At 37.6% G+C, this 26169-nt stretch carries 18 protein-coding genes; 12 read left to right on the top strand and 6 right to left on the bottom strand.

Going from position 1 to position 26169, the window contains the following annotated elements:
* Positions 1–508 precede the first annotated feature (508 nt).
* The 10 genes from ACHRV5_RS08465 (at position 509) to ACHRV5_RS08420 (ending at position 16498) form a co-directional block, all read left to right on the top strand.
* Positions 509–3745, top strand: a complete 3237-nt coding sequence (locus ACHRV5_RS08465) for a SusC/RagA family TonB-linked outer membrane protein (RefSeq protein ID WP_395426445.1) — start codon at positions 509–511, stop codon at positions 3743–3745.
* A gap of 18 nt (positions 3746–3763) precedes the next feature.
* A complete protein-coding gene (locus tag ACHRV5_RS08460; RefSeq protein WP_395426444.1) occupies positions 3764–5266 on the top strand; it encodes a SusD/RagB family nutrient-binding outer membrane lipoprotein in 1503 nt (500 codons plus the stop codon).
* Between the two features lie 364 nt (positions 5267–5630).
* Positions 5631–8786 carry a SusC/RagA family TonB-linked outer membrane protein gene (locus tag ACHRV5_RS08455; RefSeq protein WP_395426443.1) on the top strand — a complete coding sequence of 1052 codons (3156 nt, stop codon included), beginning with the start codon at positions 5631–5633 and terminating at the stop codon, positions 8784–8786.
* 11 nt (positions 8787–8797) lie between these two features.
* Complete coding sequence (locus ACHRV5_RS08450) at positions 8798–10327, top strand: SusD/RagB family nutrient-binding outer membrane lipoprotein (RefSeq protein ID WP_395426442.1); 1530 nt, start codon at positions 8798–8800, stop codon at positions 10325–10327.
* Between the two features lie 14 nt (positions 10328–10341).
* Complete coding sequence (locus ACHRV5_RS08445; protein ID WP_395426441.1) at positions 10342–11661, top strand: gluconate:H+ symporter; 1320 nt, start codon at positions 10342–10344, stop codon at positions 11659–11661.
* A gap of 4 nt (positions 11662–11665) precedes the next feature.
* Positions 11666–12133 (top strand): RidA family protein, encoded by a 468-nt coding sequence (locus ACHRV5_RS08440; protein WP_047776773.1) that lies wholly within the window; start codon positions 11666–11668, stop codon positions 12131–12133.
* Between the two features lie 466 nt (positions 12134–12599).
* Positions 12600–13631 carry a PfkB family carbohydrate kinase gene (locus ACHRV5_RS08435; protein ID WP_395426440.1) on the top strand — a complete coding sequence of 344 codons (1032 nt, stop codon included), beginning with the start codon at positions 12600–12602 and terminating at the stop codon, positions 13629–13631.
* Between the two features lie 12 nt (positions 13632–13643).
* Positions 13644–14291, top strand: a complete 648-nt coding sequence (locus tag ACHRV5_RS08430; RefSeq protein WP_395426439.1) for a bifunctional 4-hydroxy-2-oxoglutarate aldolase/2-dehydro-3-deoxy-phosphogluconate aldolase — start codon at positions 13644–13646, stop codon at positions 14289–14291.
* A gap of 3 nt (positions 14292–14294) precedes the next feature.
* A complete protein-coding gene (locus ACHRV5_RS08425) occupies positions 14295–15410 on the top strand; it encodes a D-TA family PLP-dependent enzyme (RefSeq protein ID WP_395426438.1) in 1116 nt (371 codons plus the stop codon).
* Between the two features lie 17 nt (positions 15411–15427).
* Complete coding sequence (locus tag ACHRV5_RS08420) at positions 15428–16498, top strand: dipeptidase (protein WP_395426437.1); 1071 nt, start codon at positions 15428–15430, stop codon at positions 16496–16498.
* On the opposite strand, the gene ACHRV5_RS08415 is transcribed toward ACHRV5_RS08420, so the two are convergent.
* Positions 16495–17271, bottom strand: a complete 777-nt coding sequence (locus ACHRV5_RS08415) for a DeoR/GlpR family DNA-binding transcription regulator (RefSeq protein WP_047776765.1) — start codon at positions 17269–17271, stop codon at positions 16495–16497. The genes ACHRV5_RS08420 and ACHRV5_RS08415 overlap by 4 nt on opposite strands.
* Before the next feature lie 188 nt (positions 17272–17459).
* Between ACHRV5_RS08415 and ACHRV5_RS08410 the strand changes: the two genes are divergently transcribed.
* Positions 17460–19766, top strand: coding sequence for a family 20 glycosylhydrolase (locus tag ACHRV5_RS08410; RefSeq protein ID WP_395426436.1), 2307 nt, complete (start codon positions 17460–17462; stop codon positions 19764–19766).
* Between the two features lie 63 nt (positions 19767–19829).
* Here ACHRV5_RS08410 and ACHRV5_RS08405 read toward each other — a convergent pair whose 3' ends face one another.
* The 3 genes from ACHRV5_RS08405 to ACHRV5_RS08395 are packed head-to-tail and all read right to left on the bottom strand — an operon-like array spanning position 19830 to position 23291.
* The gene (locus ACHRV5_RS08405) at positions 19830–20576 is read right to left on the bottom strand and encodes a succinate dehydrogenase/fumarate reductase iron-sulfur subunit (RefSeq protein ID WP_047776761.1); all 747 of its coding nucleotides are present in this window, start codon (positions 20574–20576) and stop codon (positions 19830–19832) included.
* 37 nt (positions 20577–20613) lie between these two features.
* Entirely contained in the window at positions 20614–22614 is a 2001-nt protein-coding gene (locus tag ACHRV5_RS08400; RefSeq protein WP_047776758.1) for a fumarate reductase/succinate dehydrogenase flavoprotein subunit, read from the bottom strand.
* Positions 22615–22625: 11 nt separating this feature from the next.
* Positions 22626–23291, bottom strand: a complete 666-nt coding sequence (locus ACHRV5_RS08395) for a succinate dehydrogenase cytochrome b subunit (protein WP_047776755.1) — start codon at positions 23289–23291, stop codon at positions 22626–22628.
* Between the two features lie 320 nt (positions 23292–23611).
* Between ACHRV5_RS08395 and ACHRV5_RS08390 the strand changes: the two genes are divergently transcribed.
* Positions 23612–24973 (top strand): hydroxymethylglutaryl-CoA synthase family protein, encoded by a 1362-nt coding sequence (locus ACHRV5_RS08390; RefSeq protein ID WP_395426435.1) that lies wholly within the window; start codon positions 23612–23614, stop codon positions 24971–24973.
* 572 nt (positions 24974–25545) lie between these two features.
* Here the strand turns inward: ACHRV5_RS08390 and ACHRV5_RS08385 are convergent.
* Positions 25546–25722 carry a hypothetical protein gene (locus ACHRV5_RS08385; protein WP_395426434.1) on the bottom strand — a complete coding sequence of 59 codons (177 nt, stop codon included), beginning with the start codon at positions 25720–25722 and terminating at the stop codon, positions 25546–25548.
* A gap of 72 nt (positions 25723–25794) precedes the next feature.
* The gene (locus tag ACHRV5_RS08380; RefSeq protein ID WP_395426433.1) at positions 25795–26166 is read right to left on the bottom strand and encodes a hypothetical protein; all 372 of its coding nucleotides are present in this window, start codon (positions 26164–26166) and stop codon (positions 25795–25797) included.
* Positions 26167–26169 lie beyond the last annotated feature (3 nt).

Raw genomic sequence — 26169 nt, 5'->3', positions numbered from 1 at the left:
AAAAATACCTTTTTTTAAAGCATAAAAAAACCAATCCTGCTTCCCGTTTTACAAAACCCCAACCCAAAAGGAAACAAACCCAGTAAACATCGGATTTTTAAGAGAAAAACAACATTAACAAAAATAATATTGCAAAAATATTGCATTATTTTTGCAAAAATATCGCTTATAATGGATATAAATTATATATATTTGACCGCGAATAAAAAAAGTAACCCCTTAAAAAACATTCAATTATGAGAAAAAACACCCCGTTTATCAGGCAATACACCCGTAAAATCATTTACGAAAAATTGCAAAATATTATGCAATAAAAAAGCATAAAACAAAAATTTAACAGGTAGAACTGCTGTCTTGAGTGCTGTACTATTAAAGCACAGGCCGCATTAAACCAATAGAGAAAACATTACATTTTGTTTGTAAGAAAATCTCGAAATCAAACGAATTAAAAACGCTTTAACACCAAAACACATCAATCAACAACCCACCACTAACTAAAACCAAGATAATGAAACAAACTATTTCAATATTTATACTATTTTTTACTATGCAAATCGCAACAGGACAGGTAAAAACTGTCAAAGGAACTGTTACCGATTCTAATGGCATAACACTACCCGGAGCCACTGTGCTCCTGAAAAATGAGAAAAAAGGTGTCACCACCGACTTCGATGGTAAATTCTCTATTGAGGCAGAAAAAGGGCAAACACTTATCGTTTCGTTCTTAGGACTGGAAACCGTAGCTATCACGATAGATAACGTTGCGACCATTAACGTACAACTAAAAGAAGCTCCCGCAACAGTTCTTTCAGGAGTTGTAGTTACTGCACTTGGCATAAAAAGAGAAAGAAAAGAACTGGGTTATTCCTTTCAGGATGTAAAAGGAAAAGATCTGGCCGACAACCCGACAATAAGTGTCGCACAATCTCTGTACGGAAAAGTAGCAGGGGTAAACATCTCTCAAACCACAGGAGGTATCGGAGCCAGTTCCCGCATCGTTATAAGAGGAAACCGATCGATTAGCGGAGACAACCAGCCACTTTATGTTGTCGATGGTGTTACTTTAGGAAACACCGGATTAGCCTCAATAACAGATTCTAAATCCGCAAGATATGCCGAAGGAGCTGATAACGGAGATGGATTATCGAGTTTAAACGTGGATGACATTGAAAATATTTCTGTGCTAAAAGGAGGAGCTGCCAGTGCGCTTTATGGAGAACGTGGCGCCAATGGAGTCATTGTCATTACGACCAAAAAAGGAAAAAGAAACTCTTTAAAAGCAGAATGGAACAGCACTACTACTTTTGACAAAATCAGCACCAACTACAAAGATTTTCAAAGAGACTACGGTACAGGATCAAACGGCCTGCTTCCAAATACCAATGATATTGCAAACGGACGAAATGCCACCACCAGCGCCTGGGGACCAAAATTCGGATCAGCCGGCAACATCACAGTAAGAATCTTTGACGGATCCTACAAACCTTATCAAAACGTAAACAACAATATCAAGGATTTCTTCAGAACCGGAGTAACTGCGATCAATAGCTTTAGTCTATCCGGAGGAGGAGATAATACGGCCTTTAGATTGAACTACTCTAATCTTGATGCTACTGATGTTATCCCTAAAAGTGCTTTAAAAAGAAACACTTTTACCTTAGGTTTTAATTCGCAGATCGACAAACTTACACTAGACGCCAAATTTACCTACATTACAGAAAACACAGACAACAGACCTTCCCTATCAGACGATGCCGGTAACCTTGGATTATCAGTAGCCGCTATAGCACCGAACATTGACCAGTCCTGGCTAAAAAACTATGAGGATGAAAACGGTACCTATTATCCATGGAATGCAGATCCAAACCGACTAAACCCATATTTTGTTTTAAACGAAAATAAAAACGAAACACAGAAAAACAGAATACTGGGTAATTTCAGCGCTACTTATGCTCTTAACAGCTGGCTAAACGCCACAGGAAGAGCAGGAATTGACCGTTTTACATTTGAAAGCTCCGATTTTGTTAATGCCGGAACCACCTGGTCCCAAAGGCAATCAGGATACCTGGCCAATAGTAACACTACCTTTCAGGAATACAACACAGAGGTTTTACTAAATGCTCAGAAATCATTCGGTGATTTTAATATCAATTTAGGTGCCGGTGCCAATCAACGAAATACCCAAAGAGTCATTACAGGAAATGTATTCACAAACATGATTACTAATGGTATAAACAAACAATCTAATTTTCTTTCCGGCATTCCCAGCTCAAAAATCAATGATGAAATACTGGTGCGCTCCGTATACACCTACTTAAGAACCAATTACAAAAACTATTTATTCTTAGATTTCACAGGCCGTAATGACTGGAATTCAACGCTTGCCTCAGCAGTTAGCTCCTCCGGCAACAATAACTATTCGTACTTTTATCCGTCTGTATCTTCCAGTTTTATTTTTACTGATGGTTTAAACATTACCAGCGAAGTATTGACCTTTGGAAAAATAAGAGCCTCTTGGGCAGGAACTGCAAAAGCACTGGAAGCACCTTATTCAACTGCCCTCAACTACAACATACAAGCAAAGCCTTTATTAGGAAACCCAATCGGCTCAGTAGTAAACAACATTGTCCCAAACAATGCTCTAAAACCGGAATTCACCACCAGTTACGAAGCGGGAATCGATTTAGGATTCTTTAAAAACCGTTTGCAACTAGATCTATCCTACTATTACACCAAAACAAAAAATCAATTAATTGTATTAAACACTTCACAAACATCCGGTTTCGTAGGAGCAAATGCGAATGCGGGTACGGTTGAAAACAAAGGTTTTGAAGCCTTGGTAACGGCCGGTATTTTCAGAGATCCAAACGGATTCAACTGGGATATCACCCTTAACTTTGCGAAAAACGAAAACAAATTACTGGAATTAACAGACAAAACAGACCTGCAAGTAATCTCTAATGCAAGATGGGCAGGCGCACAAATTGTTGCAAAAGTAGGAGAAAGCTCTACGCAGATTTATGGGAAAAAATTTCAAAGATCACCTGACGGCCAAATCCTGATAGACGACAAGGGTAATCCTATATTAACGCAAACCCTTGAAAACTTAGGAAAAACTGCACCCGACTGGATTGGAGGGGTTATTAATGAATTCTCTTATAAAGGAATAAGTCTTAGAGCCAATTTTGACATGAAATTTGGAGGCAAAATGTATTCCATGACCAATGCTCTTGCTGCTTCTACAGGACTATCTGATGTAACTATCGAAGGAAGAGAAGAATTCAACGCATGGGTTGCCCAACAAATTGCAGCAGGAAAAACGCCAACCGAAATAGGGCAATTAGCTCCCGGCGCAGGACTTATTGTAAACGGGGTAACCGAAATTAAAGACATCAACGGCAATGTAACCGGATACCAAAACAATACTACACCCGTGAATCCTCAAACGTATTGGAGAAATCTGTACGGAGATGACACCACTCCGGAACCCTTCATCTATGACGCATCCTATGTTAAACTGAGAGAAGCCTCTATTAGTTATGACCTTCCTAAAAAATGGTTAAAAGGAACCGGATTTGACCGATTTAAATTTTCAGTAATTGGAAGAAACCTATGGACCGTTTATTCTAAAGTTCCAAACATCGATCCGGAATCTACTTATACAAACGGAAACGGTCAAGGTTTTGAATATGGTTCTCTTCCTTACAGAAGATCTTATGGCTTTAACTTACAATTATCATTCTAATCCACTAATTTGATCCAAATGAAAAAATATATACAACAGTTAACAAAATATGTACTGGGAATGATTCTGGTACTTACCACAACTAATTGTGCTGACGACGATCTTTTCAGAGAAACCAATACCAATCCGGAAACTTTCGTATCGGTAGACCCTTCAACACAATTAACCGGAATTCAAGCCGCAATGTCGGGTGGCTGGTTTGAACAATGGAGGGCAAATCTTATCTACGGAGAAGGATTTATCCAACATCTTGGCGGATCTTGGCCTGTTGCCAATTATGGTTCTTTTTTTATTGCATCCAGAGAATACCAAGAAGCGCTTTGGATTTCAAATTATGGCGGTGGACTCGTACGTAACCTTGTTGATGTTCTGGAAAAAACCAATGGAAAACCAGAATTCAACAATCTAAACGGAATGGCAAAAGTATTAAAAGTTATGACCTTTCAGCGCTTAACCGATTTGTATGGAGACATTCCGTATTCTGAAGCAGGTTTAGGTTATTACAAGAAAATTTTCTATCCAAAATACGACAGTCAAAAAGACATTTATACCGATTTTTTTAAAGTTTTGGATGAAGCCCAAAATCAAATGCAACCGCAATCTGTACCCACTAAAGGAGATCTGTTTTATGCCGGCGATGCGGCTAAATGGAAGAAAATGATTAGTGCATTAAGACTTCGTTGTGCCATGAGAATCTCAAAAGTAGATCCTGCTTTGGCAAAAGAACAAATCTTAAAAGCCGTTGCAAATGGCCTGTTTACAAGCAACGCCGACAATTGCTACATGAAACATGACGCAACACTTCCAGAAACGGCAGGTGCTTTGAACAACGGTAACGGAGTATCACAGGGACTAAAAGGCAGCGGTCCTGTATACGATCACCCTACCACTACCATCCTGAACCTATTAGGTAATGATCCCCGAAAAAAAATATGGTTTCGACTAAATCCTAACGGGATTTACGAAGGAATCAATCCGAACAAATACAGATGGGATCACGAACCATCCAGCAACAACCTGTCAGAACTCCAACCTTATTTATACGAAAATAGCGCTCCGTACCTTCATTTTACTTATTCTGAAGTAATGCTTCTTCTAGCCGAAGCTTCTTTTAAAGGACTGTATACCGGAGACGCCAAAGACTATTACAAAAAAGGAATTGAAGCAGGAATCAGACAATGGTCTATATTTAAAGACGAAAGTATAATTGATAATGCGGCAATTAACACTTTTCTGGCAACCAAAAATCTTACCCCCGGAAAAGAACTGGAAGAAATTGCGACGCAACAATGGTTAACATTCTTTTTAAACGGAATAGAAGCCTATACCAATTACAGACGAACTGACTTTCCAGTTTTGATTAAAATTACGCGTCCTGCCTCCGGAACCAACGGAATTATGCCAACAAGAATGCCTTACCCAATAGAAGAATCCACAAGCAACAGAGACAACTATTTAGCTGCAAGTGCAAAATACAACAACAATAGTTGGTTAGCCAAAGTTTGGTGGGATGTAGATTAATTCATAAGCCTTTATAAAAATCACATACTTCCTTTTTTTATTAGTACCACTCGAAATTCACACCGAATTATGAGTGGTACTTTTTTTTGAATTGCCATTGGTTTCAACCAACGTCTACCGAACCCCTTTCGATCAAAAAATACGATTTTTCAGCCAAAATTACTTTTTTCGCAGAAAACCATTCTGTGCAAAAATTTCTCAAAATACCACTAAAAACAGCACTTCTTTTGGAATAAAAAAATACTTCAGAAAAAAAATCTGCAAAAAAAATGCATTCTGTGCAAAAAAAATGCAAATTTGCAAAATAAATTTCTATATTTGATTGCCGACTAAACCAAAAAAAAAACATGAAAACCAAAGTATTATGAAAACAAAGCTAATTTCATTAGTGTTTGTTGGAGGAATGATCCTCTCAGCAAATGCAAACGAGGTTGCAATTAAAAAGCACCTTATTGAACAAAAAAGCAGTCAGATTGAAATTACGGGTCAGATAAAAGGCCAAGATGACGGAATGCCAATTGCAGGAGCCACCATCGTTGCAAAAAGCAATAACAAAATAGTAACCATCACGGATGAATCCGGAAATTTTAAACTAAATGTTCCGGAAAATGAGACTGCAATCATCATCTCATACATGGGCTATGAAACGACCGAATACAATCTGGAACGTACTACAAATATTACTATAAGCCTAAAACCAGCTGAAAACGTTCTGGAACAAGTTTTAGTAACTGCATTAGGAGTTAAAAAAAGCAGTAAAGCCATCTCTTATGCGGTAACCGAACTTAAGGGAACTGAATTTACAAAAGCAAAAGAGACTAATATCACGAATGCTTTGGCCGGAAAAATTGCCGGTGTAAACGTTAGTGCCACTGCCACGGGGCCAACGGGATCAACGAGAGTTGTAATTCGTGGAAATGGTTCCTTAAACGGAAACAACCAACCGATGTATGTTGTCAATGATTTACCGATAGACAACACCCAACTGAACTTGCCCGGAATCGGTAACGGAGCGGGATCTCCAAGAATTAACGTAGACCGAGGTGACGGAACATCTGTTATAAATCCGGATGACATCAAAAGCATTACCGTCTTAAAAGGAGGAACTGCTGCTGCTTTGTACGGTGCAAATGCCGCAAATGGTGTTATTTTAATCCAAACCAAAAGAGGAACAGCACAAAAAGGAATCGGTGTAGAGTACAATAGCTCTTTTACTTTTGAAACTCCGTCTATCAAACCGGACTGGCAATACGAATACGGATCAGGTGCTTTGGGCAAAAAACCCACAACAAAAGCAGAAGCTATAGAATTCGGACGTTGGTCCTGGGGAGCAAAAATGGACGGATCAGATGTTATTCAGTTTGATGGTGTAAAAAGACCTTACTCCCCTCAAAAAGATAATATTAAAAACTTCTACAAAACCGGAACAACCTTCATTAACTCTATCGCTTTATCGGGAGGAAGTGAAAAAGCAACGGGACGTCTTTCACTAATGAATATGGACAATGAAGGCATTGTTCCTAATTCGAGCTTTAATCGCAAAAGCGTTAACATTTCGACCAATGTGAATTTAACAGATTGGCTAAAATTTGATGTTGTAGCGCAATACAACATTGACAAAACAGACAACAGAACAACCGTTTCTGATGCCGAGGCAAATCCAAACTGGGGAACTTATATGATTGCCAACACCGTAGATATCAGAAATCTTTCTCCGGGATATGGTCCAAATGGTATTGAAACACCTTGGAACCCTGTTGCCGTGGCCACCAATCCTTACTTCGCAGTAAATCAAATAAAAAACAGCGATACCAAAAACCGTTTTATCGGAATGTTAAACGTAAAAGTAAATTTTACCCCTAACTTATTCCTTCAAGGACGAATTGGGCAAGATTTTACCAATTATGATTTCTATGGTTATATTCCAAAAACAAGTTTAAACAACCCGGTTGGATACGGACAAGGCTCAAAAGTAAAGTTGTCTAATGTCAACTCTGAAGCAATCCTTAATTATACCAAGAAAAACATCTACAATGATTTTTCTTTAAACGCTTTAATTGGTGTCAATTCCCGTACTTCTTTGAGAGACGAAATCAGAATAGACGGATCCAACTTTGTATTGGATAATTTCTACTCACTAACAAACTTAGCTACTATAACTTACAGCTATCCTTATGGAAAAACCAAAACAAACTCGGTATATGCAGCTGCCGATTTAGATTATAAAAATGTCGTTTTCTTAAACTTTACAGGACGTCAGGATTGGTTCTCGACTCTTTCATCAGAAAACAACACGATCTTTTACCCTTCAATTGGAACCAGTGTTATCCTATCTGATCTTGTAAAAATGCCGGAATGGATTTCATTCTCTAAACTAAGAGCTTCGTGGGCACAAGTTGGTGGTGCTACTCCGGATCCTTACGCTTTAAATCAGTCCTATTCTATCATTCAGGGAGGACATAACGGTCAACAATTACAAAGCACAACGGGTTCAAGAGTTCCAAATTCTACTTTGAGTCCACTGACTTCCACAACGTTTGAAGTAGGAACAGATATCGGTTTTTTCAACAACCGTTTGAATCTTGATTTAGCCTGGTACAACCGTGTAACGACTAATGATATTGTTGAAACTACCATCTCTAATGCATCAGGAGCCAGAACTGCCTTATTGAATCTTGGAAAAATGAGAAATGAGGGAGTTGAAGTTTTATTAAGCGGAAAAATCATTAACTCAGAAAACTTCTCGTGGGATGCCAGTATTAATGGATCTTACAACAAAAATACAGTTGAAGCACTTGCAGATCACTTAAACTCCATCACAATGGCAACTTCTGTAAACGGATACGTTACCATAGCAAGTGATGTTGGTCGTCCTTACAGTATTATAAAAGGATACAAACCTTTAAAAGATGCCAACGGTAATACAGTTTATAATGTTAGTGCCGGTACTGCAACAGTAGCACAAGGTCCTCTGGAAGAATTAGGTCAGGGAGTTCATCCTTGGGCAGCAGGTATTAGTAATGAATTCAAATACAAATCAGTATCATTCAGCTTTTTAATTGATGGTAAATTTGGAGGAGATTTATATTCCGGTACAGATTTGTACGGAACTCGTATGGGATTAACCAAAATGACTTTAGAAGGTCGTGAAAATGGATTGCCAATTTCGGGCGTAGATCCTAGTGGAAATCCGGTTAACATGGTTATTTCACCGGAAAACTTAAGAACTTACTATGACGGATTAAGAAACATCTCTTCTTATTTTGTTTACGATGCCAGTTTTGTAAAATTAAGACAAGTAATCATCGGGTATCAGCTACCAATCGAAAAGATCAAAAGTCTTTCCAGACTTCAGGGTGTTTCTGTTTCCTTTATCGCTAGAAACTTATTCATCCTTTACAAGAAAACACCAAACGTAGATCCTGAATCGGTATTTAGTGCCGGAAATGCTCAAGGTGTAGAACAATTTGGAGTACCAAGAACAAGAAGTTTTGGTTTAAGTTTAAATGTTAAATTTTAAAGTACAAAGAAATGAAAAAGAGATCTATTTTATATATAGCAGGTATACTTTTAGGAAGCATGACAGCCTGTACTAAAGATTTTGAAGAAATAAACACGAACCCTAATTCTGTTGAAGTAGCCAATCCAAATTTCATATTCAGTCAATCGCAACTGGACGGCTTAAACAACAATTATTTCTTCACCAACGTTTTAGAATGTGGGGGTATGTTGCAACATTATGCCACTTACAAAGAAGCATCCGGTGTTGGAGATAAATACCTGAGCAACGAGGTATACTATTCTGCCTATTTCAATCGAGGTTATCCAACTGCAGTAAATGAAATTCAAACGGTGATTAATTTACTACAGAATAATCCTCTTGACAGCAACAGACTTAACATTGCAAGAATCTGGAAAGTTTACATCTACCACCGCATGACCGATTTGTACGGAGACGTTCCTTATACGGAAGCGGCGAAGGCTTATTCGAATGAACATTTTCTTCCTAAATACGACAGTCAGGAATTCATCTACAAAGATTTATTAAAAGAACTTGATGAAGCTGCGACCGCATTAGACCCTGCAAAAACAAGCTTTGGCAAAGCCGATCTAATATATGACGGTAATATCCCCAAATGGAAGAAATTTTCATACTCTTTAATGCTTCGTTTAGGATTAAGATTAACAAAAGTTGATCCGGCATTGGCCAAAACCTGGGTTACAAAAGCCATCGCCGGTGGTGTAATTGTAAACGGAACCGACAATGCACTTATGAAATATACGGATGGTCCAAACGATTTCAACAGAAACCCAGCCGGTATTGATTCCAGAAGTATTGATTTCACAAAAGACTCCTTTGGTCAAAAAAATGTGGAAGGCGGGAAACTGGCCAAAACGTTTATAGATGTACTAAAAGCTACAGCTGACCCAAGGATCAGTGTTTACTCAGGTGTTTGGCAAGGAACAACGCAAAACACTGCGGCCGACGTTCAAAAAGGTTTCCCAAACGGACTTAAAACACCTCCAACAGCAATAGAACAAGCCACTTTTTCTGAGCCAAATCAGGGTACTGTTTTTAGATATGACGCCCCTCTTGTAATCTTAGGCAATGCCGAAACTAATCTTTATTTAGCAGAAGCTGCAGCGAGAGGTTGGTACACTGCCGAAACGGATAAAGATTTATATGAAAAAGGAGTTAAAGCATCGTTCCTTAATATGGGAATTTATGGTGCAACTTATGCCATCACGGATGCAACACCTTATTTAACTGCCAATCCTTTTAATGCGGCAGGAACTTTTGAGCAAAAAATGAATCAAATACACTCTCAGATTTGGGTCGCTTTGTTTGTAGATGAGCAGGAAATTTATTCGAACTGGAGAAGAACAGGCTACCCTGCTCTGGTACCGGTAAACTTTCCCGGCAATGTCACAAACGGAACAATACCAAGACGTTTGAGATACCCTGTAAGCGAATATTCGGTGAATTCAGCTAACTTAGCTGAAGCCATCAAACGCCAGGGAGCAGACACATTCACAACAAGAACATGGTGGGATAAATAATATAATAGAAATAAATGAGCATTTTAATTCTTACTGCCTGTATTGCCTTTTTAATCCTGCAAATTGCCTGGTTTAAAATCAATCCTTTTATCGCATTTATTATCACAGCTTTATTAGCAGGCCTTACTTTAGGCCTGCCGATAGACACTTTATCACAGACAGTGCAAAAAGGTCTGGGCGAAATGTTAGGCTCCATAACGCTGATCATCGTATTTGGAACTTGCATTGGAAAACTCACTGTTTCGTCCGGAGCAGCCAATGTTATTGCTAAAACTGTTATGGGATGGACAGGTAAAAAATACGTCCGCTTAGGCCTAATGATTACCGGATTTATTGTTGGGATACCTCTATTTTATAGTGTGGGGTTTGTTTTGTTAGTTCCATTAATCTTCTCAGTAGCCCATCAATTTAAACTATCAAAAGTATATTTAGGAATTCCTATGCTTGCGTCACTTTCAGTAGCGCACGGTTTTTTGCCTCCCCATCCGTCACCAATGGCATTGAGTAGTATTTTAAATGCAGACATTGGCCTTGTTTTAGTGTATGGAATTATAATCGCTATTCCGACTATTTTCATTGCGGGTTTGTTATTTTCAAATCTGCTTAAAAACATTAAAACGCAATCTAATCAAGAAATTTTAAATGTAGAAGAAATTGCAAACGAAGGTAAACTTCCGAGTTTTTCCGTTAGTATATTCTCTGCGCTATTTCCTGTTTTTGGATTAACATTGACCTCGTTATTACCCTTTTTGACTAATAACGAAACAGCTCTTAACATAGGCAAAACACTTGGTGAACCTAGCATTATAATGTTAATCTCACTATTGATCTGCACTTACACTTTAGGTACACGAATGAACAGAAGCTTAAAATCCGTAATGGATGATTACGCAGCTGCTATTAAAGATGTTGCCTTAATCGTTTTAATTGTTGGTGGTGCAGGAAGCTTAAAAGAAGTCATGATCGTCAGCGGCGTTAACAACACCATTGTTGATTTGCTAACACAAACAAGCATTCATCCCTATATATTGGCCTGGATGATGGCTGCAATAATTCGTATTTGTGTTGGCTCTGCAACAGCTGCCGGCCTAATGACTGCCAGCGTTTTACTACCTTTATTACAAGCCAATAACCTAGACCCCAATCTACTCGTATTAGCGGTAGGAGCCGGAAGCTTAATGTGCTCCCATGTAAACGATCCAAGTTTTTGGATGTTTAAGGAATATTTTAATATCAGCCTGAAAGATACGTTCAAATCATGGACCGTCATGGAATCCTTAGTATCGGTTTTAGGAATCATTTTCGTTTTTATTTTAAACTCAATTATACATTAATATCATGAATTTATTACCACAAGAAAAATTTGAAACATTAGGCTTATCCTTACCTCCGGCACCACAGCCGCTTGGTATTTACAAACCTTATTTAGTTGATGGTAAATATTTATACCTGTCAGGACACGGTCCGGTTCGCGACGACAAATCCTTAATTATCGGAAGAATTGGCGACGATATGGACATTGAAGAAGGAAAACTGGCCGCAAGACAAGTTGGTCTGACGATGCTTTCTACAATTGTGACCAATTTCGGAAGCCTGAACAAAGTAAAAAGAGTCGTAAAAGTCCTTGGTATGGTAAATTGTACGGAAGATTTTTTAAGACATCCTTATGTAATTAATGGCTGCAGCGAACTGTTTGCTGAGGTATGGGGTCAGGAAAACGGAATTGGAGTACGAAGCGCTGTAGGAATGGGCTCTTTACCTGATAATATCCCTGTAGAAGTAGAAGCTGTTTTTGAATTATTCTAAAACACAAGTCAAAAATGCCACGGATTACTCGAATTTTCACAAATTAATTTAACGCAACGATTTGTGTAAATTAGTGTAATTCGTGTTCAAATAATGCCACAGATTTCACTGATTTAAAGGATTAAAATTGTTGGCCACGAATTGCTCGAATTTTCACGAATTAATTCAACGCAACGATTCGTGCAAATTAGTGTAATTCGTGTTCAAAAAATGCCACAGATTTCACTGATTCAAAGGATTAAAATTGTTTGCCACGAATTGCTCGAATTCCCCAAATTAATTACACGCAATGATTTGTGTAAATTTGTGTAATTCGTGGCTAAAGAAATATTCAACAGATTAAAATTGTTTGCCACGAATTGATCAAATTCCCCCGGATTAATTATACGCAGTGATTTGCTATAATTGATAAAATTCGTGGCTTAACAAAATCTTTACGTTATTAATCTGTACAAAAATTATAAACATGAATACAAATACCTCACAAACAAAAATTACAACTTTTGGAGAATTATTACTCCGAATGAATGTCGCGAATGGATATCGATTTACGCAAGCCAACGAAATGCGCATTCATGTTGGCGGAGCCGAAGCCAATGTTTGTGTTTTACTTTCTCAATTAGGAATCCACACCGATTATATCACACGATTGCCTCAAAATGATTTGGCACAATTAGCCTTAAACGAACTTCAAAAATACAAAGTAAACACTTCGAATTGCATTTATGGAGGAGAGCGTCTGGGACTGTATTTTGTTGAAGCCGGAAATCAAATCAGACAATCGCAGGTGATCTATGACCGAAGTAACTCTTCTTTCGCTACTATTAAAGAAAAGCAAATTGACTGGAATCTTGTTTTGAACGATGCCACACATTTTCACTGGTCCGGAATTAGTCCCGGTGTTTCTTATGAAGCTGCATTGGTTTGCAAAGAGGCCATTCTTGCTGCACACCAAAAAGGATTGCCGATTTCTTCTGACTTTAATTTCAGATCAAAGTTATGGCAATACGGCAAAAAACCGGCTGAGGTTATGCCCGAACTGCTTCATTACAGTACCATCACTATTGCCGATTTAGACGCAATCGAAATTTATTTTGGAATCAAAACCGACACCAAAGAATCCGATGCCAATCGATTTCAGAAAACATTCGAATTATTAAAAGCAAAAATGCCTTTTCTAAAAACGCTTGCGATGAGTTTTAGAAAATCAGACGGGCCGGCTCATTTGTATAAAGGGTTGTTGGCACATGAAGATCATTTTTACGAAACCACAGAACACAAAATACAATTGGTAACCGACCAAATTGGTTCGGGAGATGCCTTTACAGCAGGTTTGCTTTACGGACTCAACAAAGCCTTTTCCGGTCAGGAAATTATAGATTGGGCAACGGCCTGTGGCGTAATTAAACAAAGTATACCGGGAGATTTTGCCATCAGCACCCCAACCGAGATCAGTCATTTTATTAAAAATGGCTCAAGTAATAGAATTAACAGATAAATTTCCCCAGATATGTACAGCATTTTAAAAGCTCAAGGTGTACTTCCGTTAGTAACTCAAATCAACATTCAAACTGCCGAGATCTTATTGAAATCAGCTGCAGCAACCGGTATTAAAATTATCGAATTTGCAGCACGTTCAAATGATGCGAAGGAGGTTTTCAGCCAAATGATTGCGTTTAGAAATGCCCATAAATTAGACCTAAAAATAGCCGTTGGCTCTATTTTGACCCTACAGGATGCACAAACCTACCATCAATTGGGAGCAGATTGTATCGTTTGTCCGCACACCGATTTGGAAATTGGCGCTTATTGTCTTAAAAACAAGGTGTATTGGATTCCCGGAGCCGCTACCTTAAACGAAATACTGCATGCTAATAATTTAGGAGCAGAAATAGTCAAATTATTTCCTGCCGATAAAATTGGCGGGCCTGGCTATGTAAAAGCAATAAAAGCTCCTTTTCCGGACTTAAAGCTAATGCCTACCGGTGGCGTGACTTTAGAAGAAACCAACTTAAAATCCTGGTTTAAAGTTGGCGTTGTCTGTGTGGGTATCGGATCTAATTTGTTTTCTAAAGAACTATTAGCTCAATTGACTTATGAAAAATCAGTTGAAGCCTTTCAAAATTTAATTGAAGTTATCGAAAAAACAAGAACCTAAATCATGGAAGAAAATTGGTGGAAAATTAATTCCGAAACACTTATCGACACTCCCTTTTTGGCTGTTTATGAAGACCGTTTACAGCACAATATCAAACATTTGATTGCGACGGTAAAAGGCGATGTGCAGAAGTTACGCCCTCACATTAAAACACACAAAACCGGAGAAATTCTCGACTTGTTTAAAGTGTATGGCATAAACAAAGTCAAATGCGCCACAATTGCTGAAGCAGAACTTTGCGCAATTCACCAAATTTCGGATATTTTATTAGCCTATCAGCCTGTTGGATTACGTGGGGAAAGATGGATTTCTTTAGTTCAGAAATATCCTCTTTCAGAATTTTCAACTATCGTCGACAATATAGAATCAGCGAAAGAATTAAATGAAAGTGCAAAAAAGAAGCAAGTACAACTTACCGTTTATCTGGATCTAAATACCGGAATGAACCGAACAGGATTTTCGGTTTCTGAAGATTGGACTGCTTTAGCAAAAGAAATAATGCAACTGGAGAACTTTCATTTTGCCGGAATTCACATTTACGACGGTCATCTAAAAGGTAGTGTTGAACAACGAAAACTAGACGCTTCCCATTCTTTTTCAATCATCAATCAAAAAATAGAAACATTACAGCAACAAGTAAATTACGAACTGAAAATTGTTGCGGGAGGTTCTAATACATTTCCTTTTTATTCCGAACAAGAAAACGTAGAATGCAGTCCGGGCACTTTTGTTTTTTGGGATATTAATTACAGTCTTAATTTACCCGAACAACACTTTAAACCGGCAGCAGTTCTTGTCGGAACCATTATTTCAAAACCAAGTTCTTCAACATTCTGCATTGATATTGGTTATAAAGCAGTTGCTTCAGAAAATCCGATAGACAAAAGATTAGTGATTTTGAATGATGAAAACTTGGTCCCGTCGGCCCATTCAGAAGAACATTTAATTATAGAAAACCGAGGCAAAAACGAGTATAAAATTGGCGATATTATTTATGCCATTCCGTACCACGTCTGCCCTACCTGCGCTCTTTACGAGACCGTTCAGATTGTCAATGCAGCACATCAAATCTGTGATCAATGGGTTGTCGAGGCGCGCAACAGAAAAATTAGTATTTAAAATTTAAGATTCTCACTATGTTTATAATAGATGCCCATTTAGACCTGAGCATGAATGCAATGGAATGGAACCGAGATTTAAGAAATGATGTAAAAACGTTACGCCATTTAGAAAAAGGAATGACCGACAAACCGGATCGCGAACGGGCAACAGTTTCGTTTCCTGATCTGCGAAAAGGCAATATTGGTATTGTAGTCGCCACTCAGATTGCGCGTTTTGTAAAACCGGGCAGTATCATTCCGGGTTGGAACTCTCCCGAGCAAGCCTGGGCACAAACGCAAGGACAATTAAACTGGTACAAATGCATGGAGGAAGCCGGTGAAATGGTTGCCATTACTGATAAAAAATCGCTTCAAAAGCAAATTGATCTATGGAATGACGGTACACCAAATGATAAAAAACCTATTGGTTATATCCTGAGTTTAGAAGGAGCCGATTCGATTGTAGACATTTCCTATTTAGAGAAAGCCTACAATTATGGATTAAGAGCCATTGGACCCGCTCATTATGGCCCCGGACGTTACGCGAACGGAACAGATGCAACCGGAAAGATGAATCAAAACGGAATTGATTTATTAAAAGAAATGGAACGTCTGAATATTATTTTAGATGCTACTCATTTATGTGATGATGCTTTCTGGCAAGCTTTGGATCATTACAACGGTCCGGTTTGGGCAAGTCACAACAACTGCCGAAGTCTTGTGGATCATAACAGACAATACAGCGACGAAATGATTAAAGCATTAATCTCAAGAGGAGCAGTTATCGGTGGTGCTTTAGATGCCTGGATGTTAGTCCCAAATTGGGAAAGAGGCGTTTCAACCCCTCTAGGCACACAATGTAATCTGGAAACGGTTTTCAGACACATGGATCACATTTGTCAATTGGCAGGAAATGCCAACCACATTGGTGTAGGTTCAGATCTGGATGGCGCTTTTGGAACCGAGCAAGGTCCGTATGATTTAGATACGATTGCCGATTTGCAGAAACTGGTACTAATTTTCAAAAACAATGGCTATACTGATGAAGATCTAAAAAGTATCTTTCACCAGAACTGGATTAATTTTTTAATGAAAAACTGGCATTAAACAAACACTAAACTTGGAACTGCCTTCTTATAGGATTGTAATTTTTCGTGATCAGGCTCTACTTCGGTCACTACATAATCTACCTCGGATAAGTTGGCAATTTTCATTTTTAGAACGGTATCCAATTTTTCAGAAATAGTTAGAATGGCTGTTTTTTGTGAAGCCTGAATCATTGCTTTTTTTACCTGAACCGTTTCCCAATCAGAATCTGAGAAACCGCCTTCAATATCTAAAGCATTGGTTCCCAAAATCAATAAATCGACTTTAATATTAGCCAATTGATTGTATACATCACCGCTCACACACATTTGGCTGTAAGACGAAATACTACCACCGATCATGATAATTTTAACATTAGGCTTATCCAGAAGTTCAACAGCAGACAAAACAGTAACCGTAAAAATGGTCAGACTCAAATCATTTGGAATCAAACGAATAAATTCTCTAATGGTTGTTCCGCCACCAATTAACAAAACCATACCATCATGAAGAAGTCCTATTGTTTTTTGCGCAATAATTTGTTTCGACTCGCCCGCATAGGTTTGATTTGATGAAGAGTGGTGGTAGGCTTTGGTCATCGCACCCCCTTTTACTTTAATCAATAAGGATTCCGATTCAAGTTCATTAATATCGCGTCTAACGGTATCTTCTGAAACGCATAGTTTAACAGAAAGCGTTTCAAAACTTACACGAGTGTGCAAATTAATTTCTTTTAAAATATGACTTTTACGTTCTTCCTTAGTATAATTTACTATCTCATTATCATTGTTCATGAAAATACATTTTATTAAACAAATGTAAACAATTAATGCAAGATTATTGCGAAACAAAATACAACATGACGCAATAAAAAAGTTAATTCCGCTATTTCAAAGACATTTAAGCAATGTTAAGTTTTGCATATTTTTTGCAAATAGATTCCTAAACAATATATTTGTTTATAACTAACCCAAAATAAACCATGAAAAAAAGCCTTCTATTTTTTTTGCTGTTTTGTTATTCCTTCGGAAATGCACAAGCCACTTCTGAAAACAATACTATAATTCCGGCACCAAACTTCTATAAAGCGACAGGTGACAGTGTTCGTTTAAACGGACAAATCAAAGTTGTTTTTGAGAACAATAAATTCAGTCCAAAAGAACTTAAAACAGCACAACTTTTTGAAACGGTCATTAATGGAAACCTTCCTTCAAAAAAGAGTACGATCGAAGTTCAATTCAGCACCAAAAATCCTTCCGCTTCCCTAAACAAAGAAGCTTACAAAATTAGTATTACCTCAAAAAAGATCAGCGTAACCGGCTCAGAAGAAGGATTATTCTATGCCGTTCAGAGTTTACTGCAACTCTTACCGAACAAACTGACTGATAAAAAAGAAATAAAATTCCCTTGTCTCACCATCGAAGACGAACCCAGATACGCTTACCGCGGATTGCATTTGGATGTATGCCGTCACTTTTTTTCGGCAGACGTTATAAAAGATTTCATCCGTCAGATGTCGTACTATAAATTGAATAATTTTCACTGGCATTTAACTGATGATCAGGGTTGGAGAATTGAAATAAAAAAATACCCGAAACTAACCGATATTGGATCTAAAAGAGCACAAACACTGGTTGGGAATAAGTTTGAAAGATTTCCTCGTTTCTTTGACGGCAGCCCTTATGGTGGTTTTTACACGCAAGAAGAAATCAAAGATGTCGTTAAATTTGCTGAAGCCCATTATGTGAATATCATTCCCGAAATTGAAATGCCGGGACACGCAACAGCAGCTTTAGCCGCCTACCCCAATTTATCCTGCTTTCCGGATCGTACTTACAAAGTTGTGGAATCCTGGGGTGTTTTCGAAGATATTTTTTGCGCCGGAAAAGAAGAAACTTTTACTTTTTTAGAAGATGTTCTCACTGAAGTTATTGCATTATTCCCAAGCAAATACATTCATATTGGAGGAGATGAATGCCCAAAAGCACGATGGGAAGTTTGTCCGAATTGCCAAAAAAAGATTAAAGATTTAGGATTAAAAAACGAACACGAACTACAAACCTACCTGACTACGCGAATAGAAAAATTTCTGAATGCAAACGGAAGACAAATTCTGGGTTGGGATGAAATGCTTGAAGGCGGACTTGCTCCCAATGCAGCGGTAATGTCCTGGCGCGGAGAATCCGGAGGAATTGAGGCCGCAAAACAGAAGCATTTTGTAATTATGAATCCCGAACAAGTTCTTTATTTGGATTACAATCAAGGGTATTCGCCCCAAGAACCTTTAACAGTAGGACGATTAATTACAGTCGACAAAATATACAATTACAATCCAACTCCTGTGGACAGCTTAACTGTTGAAGAACAAAAATACATTATTGGCGTACAGTCTAATCTTTGGTCGGAATACTTAACCAACCCGGCGAAATTAAATTATCAGCTTTACCCAAGAGTTTTTGCTTTGGCAGAAATTGCCTGGACACAACCTCAAAACAAAAATTACAACAGTTTTGTTTTAAAAAGAATGCCACATCACTTGGAAAAACTGGAACTTCAAAAAAGATTGTACAAAGTCCCAACGCCTTTTGGCTCTGCTGAAACAGCACTAATTGCATCAAAATATACTTTAAATCTAGTACCAACAATCAAAAACGGGCAAATTTTCTATACTATAGACGGTTACAATCCGGACGAGACCGCGGTACTTTATGAAAAACCGGTTACCATAAATGTCCCAAAAGGAGAATATCGAATCATCAAAACAGTTCAGATTAGTTCTAGTGGAAGAAAAAGTTCCATTAATAAAATTTTGGTTCGAAATCCTGATTTAAAACCAGCTTTAGCTATAAAACCAACCAAACAGGGTTTAAAATACGACTATTATACCGGAACTCTCTTTCAACAAGTACAAGATTTAGATTTAGCCAAGCCTATTAATTCAGGAATTTTTGAAGGTGCTATCAGCAGTGAAAAATGGAAAACCAAAACAGAGCGTTATATCGGCTTAAAATTCGACGGGTATATCTATGTGCCTGAAACCGCAAACTATACCATTTCGACGCTTTCAGATGACGGATCGAAGCTTTTTATAGACGATGAACTAGTCGTTAACAATGACGGAATTCATTGGCTAAATGAAGCCTATGGTGCAGTACAACTCGAAAAAGGATTCCACAAACTCAATATCAGCTATTTTGATCAGGTTGGAGGAACCACTTTAAACTGTTTTATACAGCAAGAAGGAAAAGAAAAACAGGAAATAAACAGCTCACAATTGTATTACGAATAAGTGCATAAAAAAACGCATCTACCAAGGCGGATGCGTTTTTTCTATAAACTAAATGCTATTTTATTATCCTTTTAAACTTGCTGCTAAATACTCACGGTTCATACGTGCGATATTTTCAAGAGAAATTCCTTTTGGACATTCTACTTCACAAGCTCCGGTGTTGGTACAGTTACCAAAACCTTCAGCATCCATTTGGTGCACCATGTTTAAAACACGATCAACCGCCTCTACCTGACCTTGCGGCAATAAAGCATATTGAGATACTTTTGCAGAAACGAACAACATTGCTGATGAGTTTTTACAAGTAGCCACACAAGCTCCACAACCAATACAAGCAGCAGCATCAAAAGATTTATCTGCATCGTCTTTGTTAATCGGAATAGTATTGGCATCAATTGTATTTCCTGAAGTATTTACCGAGATAAATCCTCCTGCATGTTGGATTCTGTCAAAAGAACTTCTGTCAACAACTAAATCTTTAATTACAGGGAATGCTTTTGCTCTAAATGGCTCGATAAAAATCGTATCACCATCTTTAAACATACGCATGTGTAACTGACAAGTTGTAACTCCTCTGTCTGGTCCGTGCGCTTCTCCGTTAATAAACAAAGAACACATTCCGCAGATTCCTTCACGACAATCGTGGTCAAATGCTACTGGCTCTTCTCCTTTATTGATTAATTGCTCATTAAGAACATCAAGCATTTCAAGAAAAGACATATCTGGTTCAATTCCGTCAATTGGGTAATCAACGATTGCTCCTTTATCTTGGGCGTTTTTCTGACGCCATATTTTTAGTGTAAGTTTCATTTTGTATCAGTATTAAGTATAACGACTTTGCGAAATACTATTTATAACTACGTTGTACTAATTTGATGTTTTCATAAACCAGAGCTTCTTTGTGTAATACGGCATCACTTGGTTTTCCTTTGTATTCCCAAGCTGCAACGTATGCAAAATTCTCATCATCACGAAGCGCTTCTCCTTCTTCTGTTTGATATTCTTCGCGGAAGTGACCTCCACAAGATTCATTACGGTGTAAAGCATCTTTTGCGAACAATTCTCCTAGCTCAAGGAAATCGGCAACACGAGTTGCTTTTTCTAACTCCTGATTAAATTCATTAGCACTTCCAGGTACTTTTACGTCTTTATAAAACTCTTCACGTAAAGCAGCAATTTCTTCGATCGCCTCAGTCAAACCTTTAGCATTACGAGCCATACCTACTTTATCCCACATGATTTTTCCTAATTTCTTATGGAAATAATCTACAGAATGAGTTCCTTTATTATTGATAAATCTGTCGATTTGATCTTTTACACTTTTCTCTGCTTCTACAAATTCTGGTAAATCTGTAGAAATTTCACCCATTTTAATATCCGGAGCTAAATAATCTCCAATAGTATAAGGCAATACAAAATAACCATCTGCTAAACCTTGCATCAAGGCAGAAGCGCCAAGTCTGTTTGCTCCGTGATCTGAGAAGTTAGACTCTCCGATTGAGAAACATCCGGGAATTGTTGTCATTAAGTTATAATCAACCCAAGTTCCACCCATAGTGTAGTGAACCGCAGGGTAAATCATCATTGGCGTTACATAAGGATTCTCATCAACGATTTTCAAGTACATTTGGAATAAGTTTCCGTATTTACTTTTTACGATATCAGTTCCTAATTTAGTAACCACCGCCGTATCATTAGCATCTAAACCTTTTACGTAAGCTGCCTCTTTTCCGTAACGTTCGATAGCTGCAGCAAAATCAAGGTAAACTGCTTCACCTGTTTTGTTAACACCAAAACCGGCATCACATCTTTCTTTTGCAGCACGAGACGCAACGTCACGTGGTACCAAGTTACCAAAAGCAGGATATCTTCTTTCTAAGAAATAATCTCTTTCGCTTTCAGATAAATCAGTTGCTTTTTTCTTTCCTTCACGAATTGCTTTTGCATCTTCTTGTTTTGCAGGAACCCAAATACGACCGTCATTACGTAACGACTCAGACATCAAAGTCAATTTTGACTGGTGATCTCCTGAAACCGGAATACAAGTTGGGTGAATTTGTGTATAACAAGGGTTAGCGAAAAACGCTCCTTTTTTATGTATTTTCCAAGCTGCTGTTGCATTACTTCCCATAGCATTTGTTGACAAGAAAAATACGTTTCCATATCCTCCTGAACCAATAACTACAGCATGAGCAGAATGTCTTTCTATTTCTCCTGTAACCAAATTACGAGCGATAATACCTCTTGCTTTTCCATCAACAATTACGATGTCTAACATCTCGTGACGGTTGTACATTTTTACTTTTCCACGACCAATCTGACGGTTCATTGCAGAATAAGCTCCTAACAATAATTGTTGTCCGGTTTGTCCTTGTGCGTAAAAAGTACGAGAAACCAAAGTTCCTCCAAATGAACGGTTATCTAATAATCCACCATATTCACGAGCCAATGGCACCCCTTGAGCCACACACTGGTCAATGATATTAGCCGAAACTTCAGCCAAACGGTGAACGTTTGCCTCACGTGCACGGTAATCTCCTCCTTTTACAGTATCGTAAAACAATCTGTAAACCGAGTCACCGTCACCTTTATAATTTTTTGCTGCATTGATACCACCTTGTGCAGCAATAGAGTGCGCACGTCTTGGTGAATCCTGAAAACAAAATGCTTTTACGTTATATCCTAATTCAGCCAAAGTAGCCGCAGCAGAACCTCCAGCTAAACCTGTTCCAACGATAATAATATCTAAATTACGTTTATTAGCAGGGTTTACTAAATTAATGTGATCTTTATAATCTGTCCATTTGTCCGAGATTGGACCTTTTGGGATTTTTGAATCTAATGCCATTATAATTGATATTAATTATTGAAATGATGAACTAAAGCGATTATCACGAAAAGTGCCGGTACTACAACCGCAAATCCATAACCGATTTTACTTAAGAATCTGGAATATTTATTGTGCATCCCTACTGATTGAAGAGATGAACTGAATCCGTGCCAAAGGTGGAACCCTAAAAGAACGAAAGACACACAGTAAATTCCTGTACGAATTGGATCGTGAAATTTGTGAACTAACTCACCATAATATCTTGTAGCATCCGGTGCAGTTCCTGCTATATACTTATAAGAAACTTCAGGAAACCAGAAATCATAAAAGTGCAATCCTAAGAATGCTAAAATAACCAGTCCAGAAATAATCATATTTCTTGAAGTCCAAGAAGCATTAGCCGCTCCATTGTATTTTGCGTATGCAATTGGTCTTGCTGCGCTATTTTGTGCTGTCAATATAAATCCCATTACAAAGTGGAAAATTACACCAACTGCCAAAACAGGTTGCATTACATATTGTATCAGCGGATTGTATCCCATAAAGTGAGAAGCTTCGTTAAAAACGTCTTCACTAATAATAGAAATAAAATTTAAGGAAACATGCAGCGCTAAAAACGTGATTAAGAATATTCCCGAAAGAGCCATAGCCACTTTCTTTAAGATGGAAGCATTCAATAGTGCAGATTGTGCCATAAGAGTTTAAGTAGTTTGTTTTAAAAAATTATACAAAAATAAAGTAAATACAAGTGAACTACAACCATTTCGCTCTTATTTATAATCATTTTAAAAAGCCTCTCCGACAATTATTCAAATTCTTATAAAACAACAAAATAAGTCTCATTACGCGGCCATTTTCTCCAAAACCTGCATTTTATATAATTATCAAATTGCTATTTTTTAGTACTTTTTGACTTGTTTTCCTCAAAAATATAGGAGGCGCTAATTTTATTGCTTTAAAACAACAGAATTCTAAGAGCATAATTTTACCTTTATCGGCTTCAAAAAAAATGAGAATGAAAACAGGAATTGACGCTATTTCTTTTGATGTAGCCAACATACATTTACCTATCAAAACTTTGGCAACCGCCAGAAATATAGAACCCGAAAAATTAGAAAAAGGACTTGGGTTAATCAAAATGACTTTACCGGATGCACACCAGGATGCAGTAGTTTTTGGAGCTAACGCTTTAACAAAACTAATTACCGAAAATCAAATAAACCTAAACGAGATCAGCCGGATTTATGTCGGAACCGAAAGTGCAATCGATAGTTCAAAACCCATCAGTTCTTTCCTGATTGCTTTAATGGAACAAAAGTTTGGTGAAGATTCTTTAGCCGAATGTGATGTTGTCGATTTTACGTTTGCTTGTATTGGTGGTGTTGACGCTTTGCAAAATTGTATTGACTTTGTAAAACTGAATCCGACCAAAAAAGCAATTGTAGTTACGACTGATTTTGCCAAATACGATTTAAACTCCACTGGAGAATACACACAAGGCGCCGGAGCTTTGGCCATGTTGGTAACTTCAAACCCAAGAATTATTGCTTTTAATGAAAATTGGGCCACAAGTACAAAAGGCGTTTTTGACTTTTTCAAGCCATACCGAAGCATTTCGAAAGAAACAATTGCACAGAACGAAAACAACGACCCTTGGTTTGATAATTTAGAAGCCGAAATCGAAATCCACAAAGACCAACCGGTTTTTGACGGTCAGTATTCGAATCAGTGTTATATGGATCGTACGCGTACTGCCTACTTTTCATTCAAAAAATTAAAAAACACTACCGAAACTTTATACAATACCTGGCACAGTATCATAATGCACTTGCCTTATTCTTTTCAGGGACGCCGAATGTTATCTGAAATTTATGCTTTAGACAGTGCCGAAAAAATTATAGCTGATGACATCCAGCCAGCAGATTATCAGAACAAAATTAAAGAGGTTGGAAAATCAGAGGACTACAAAAAATTTGTAACCGAAAAATTGCAACCCGCAGAATTGGCTTCTTCTTTAATCGGAAATCTTTACACAGGTTCTATTTTCATGGGATTACTATCGACTTTGGCGCATTTTTATGACACCAAAAAAGATATTTCCGGAACTAAATTCGGATTCTTAGCCTACGGAAGCGGCTCTAAATCTAAAGTTTTTGAAGGAACCATTCAACCCGAATGGCAATCGGCTTTAAGCCAAACCAAACTTTTTGAAAACTTAACTGAAAGTGTAGAAATTGATTTTGAAACTTACGAAAGACTTCACAAAAAAGAACAAAAAGCAAGCATCAGAACACCCAAACAAGAATGGGTTCTGGATCGAATCGAAAAAGAAATCCCTAATTTGATTGGGGCTCGTTATTATAAGTGGGAGGATTAATAAAATTCCAATATTTTTAAATTCCAATTTGTGGCTTATAAAAAAAACCGAAGTTTTAACGCTTCGGTTTTTTTATGCTACTATTCTATTGTTCGTCTATATCTTACTTGCGTTAATCGACACAATTCGCCTGTTTTGTCATTTCAAGCGAAGTCGAGAAGTCATACAAAAAACTCCGTACAGTTTGTCATAGTAGAGGAACGAAGGATCTACGTTTGCCGAATCCATACCGCTTAACTTCACTTCACGGAATTACTTGTGAAGATCCTTCGTTCCTCAGTATGACAAATTGTGGAAAATAGAAACGGATCAACGTGTGTGATTTCTCGACTTCGCTCGAAATGACAGAATTGTGATGATCCCAAAAACAGTAAGCAATAGTCCAAAACTTGAAACTTGAAACTTGAAACTTGAATCCTGAAACTCGAAAAGGGTAAAATATACGGTATAGTTTGTTCATTTCGAACGAAGTAGAGAAATCACTCCAGTAATTCGACAAAGAGTAGCGGCTTTCTGTGTAGCGTTTCTTGTGCGATTTCTCATTCTTCGAAATGACAAATCATCCAAAATTCTTAGTCTTTTTTATGCTGTTCCGTATAATTTTGATTGCCTTTAATTCTTGTATCCTCTGTGTGCATCCCGTTTGCCATTCCTAACATGAAGGCGGTCATTACTAAAAGGAGTTTTCGTTTTATCCAATGAAGTGGTCGCTTAGATTGCTCTAAACGTGTTTTATTTTGTTTATACATTTTGTAAATGATTAATGATTAGACATTATGATATCATCTTATGCTCTGAGCAGCATAAATGCTTAAAAAATCTTAAGCGCTGTATAAACTTGTATCGAAATGTCTTGAAATATTTATTTCATTTACAAAAACGGACTGTTTTATAAATGAATTTATGTTTTGATGAAGATGTGCACATAATCTTAAAAGAACCCGAGTTTGAAAACCAGATGCTTCTTTAATGGGAACAAAATTTAAAAGTATTGGAAACGAAGCTTTTCCAATTGATTTTAGTTGGCCAAATTTGTATAATCGAAGATTTCTAACCGCTAGTTCTTTTCTTAAAATTACATAGGACGATTGATAATAATCCGCAGATTTTGATTGAGAATCTAAAGTACAGTCAGTAGCAATCACAGCAAGAGCCAGAAAGAGGTAAATGAAGTATTTTAGATGTTTTTTCAATTT

The sequence above is a fragment of the Flavobacterium sp. FlaQc-52 genome, from assembly GCF_044007495.1.
In the GTDB taxonomy this organism is placed as follows: Bacteria; Bacteroidota; Bacteroidia; order Flavobacteriales; family Flavobacteriaceae; genus Flavobacterium; species Flavobacterium cupriresistens.
Note: the sequence above shows the minus strand (reverse complement) of the source record. Positions and strands in the feature narration are given on the sequence as shown.

Bases quoted from the DNA above. Each gene is read 5' to 3' on its own strand.
- ACHRV5_RS08465 (WP_395426445.1), top strand. From the start codon at position 509: ATGAAACAAACTATTTCAATATTTATACTATTTTTTACTATGCAAATC.
- ACHRV5_RS08460 (WP_395426444.1), top strand. From the start codon at position 3,764: ATGAAAAAATATATACAACAGTTAACAAAATATGTACTGGGAATGATT.
- ACHRV5_RS08455 (WP_395426443.1), top strand. From the start codon at position 5,631: ATGAAAACAAAGCTAATTTCATTAGTGTTTGTTGGAGGAATGATCCTC.
- ACHRV5_RS08450 (WP_395426442.1), top strand. From the start codon at position 8,798: ATGAAAAAGAGATCTATTTTATATATAGCAGGTATACTTTTAGGAAGC.
- ACHRV5_RS08445 (WP_395426441.1), top strand. From the start codon at position 10,342: ATGAGCATTTTAATTCTTACTGCCTGTATTGCCTTTTTAATCCTGCAA.
- ACHRV5_RS08440 (WP_047776773.1), top strand. From the start codon at position 11,666: ATGAATTTATTACCACAAGAAAAATTTGAAACATTAGGCTTATCCTTA.
- ACHRV5_RS08435 (WP_395426440.1), top strand. From the start codon at position 12,600: ATGAATACAAATACCTCACAAACAAAAATTACAACTTTTGGAGAATTA.
- ACHRV5_RS08430 (WP_395426439.1), top strand. From the start codon at position 13,644: ATGTACAGCATTTTAAAAGCTCAAGGTGTACTTCCGTTAGTAACTCAA.
- ACHRV5_RS08425 (WP_395426438.1), top strand. From the start codon at position 14,295: ATGGAAGAAAATTGGTGGAAAATTAATTCCGAAACACTTATCGACACT.
- ACHRV5_RS08420 (WP_395426437.1), top strand. From the start codon at position 15,428: ATGTTTATAATAGATGCCCATTTAGACCTGAGCATGAATGCAATGGAA.
- ACHRV5_RS08415 (WP_047776765.1), bottom strand. From the start codon at position 17,271: ATGAACAATGATAATGAGATAGTAAATTATACTAAGGAAGAACGTAAA.
- ACHRV5_RS08410 (WP_395426436.1), top strand. From the start codon at position 17,460: ATGAAAAAAAGCCTTCTATTTTTTTTGCTGTTTTGTTATTCCTTCGGA.
- ACHRV5_RS08405 (WP_047776761.1), bottom strand. From the start codon at position 20,576: ATGAAACTTACACTAAAAATATGGCGTCAGAAAAACGCCCAAGATAAA.
- ACHRV5_RS08400 (WP_047776758.1), bottom strand. From the start codon at position 22,614: ATGGCATTAGATTCAAAAATCCCAAAAGGTCCAATCTCGGACAAATGG.
- ACHRV5_RS08395 (WP_047776755.1), bottom strand. From the start codon at position 23,291: ATGGCACAATCTGCACTATTGAATGCTTCCATCTTAAAGAAAGTGGCT.
- ACHRV5_RS08390 (WP_395426435.1), top strand. From the start codon at position 23,612: ATGAAAACAGGAATTGACGCTATTTCTTTTGATGTAGCCAACATACAT.
- ACHRV5_RS08385 (WP_395426434.1), bottom strand. From the start codon at position 25,722: ATGTATAAACAAAATAAAACACGTTTAGAGCAATCTAAGCGACCACTT.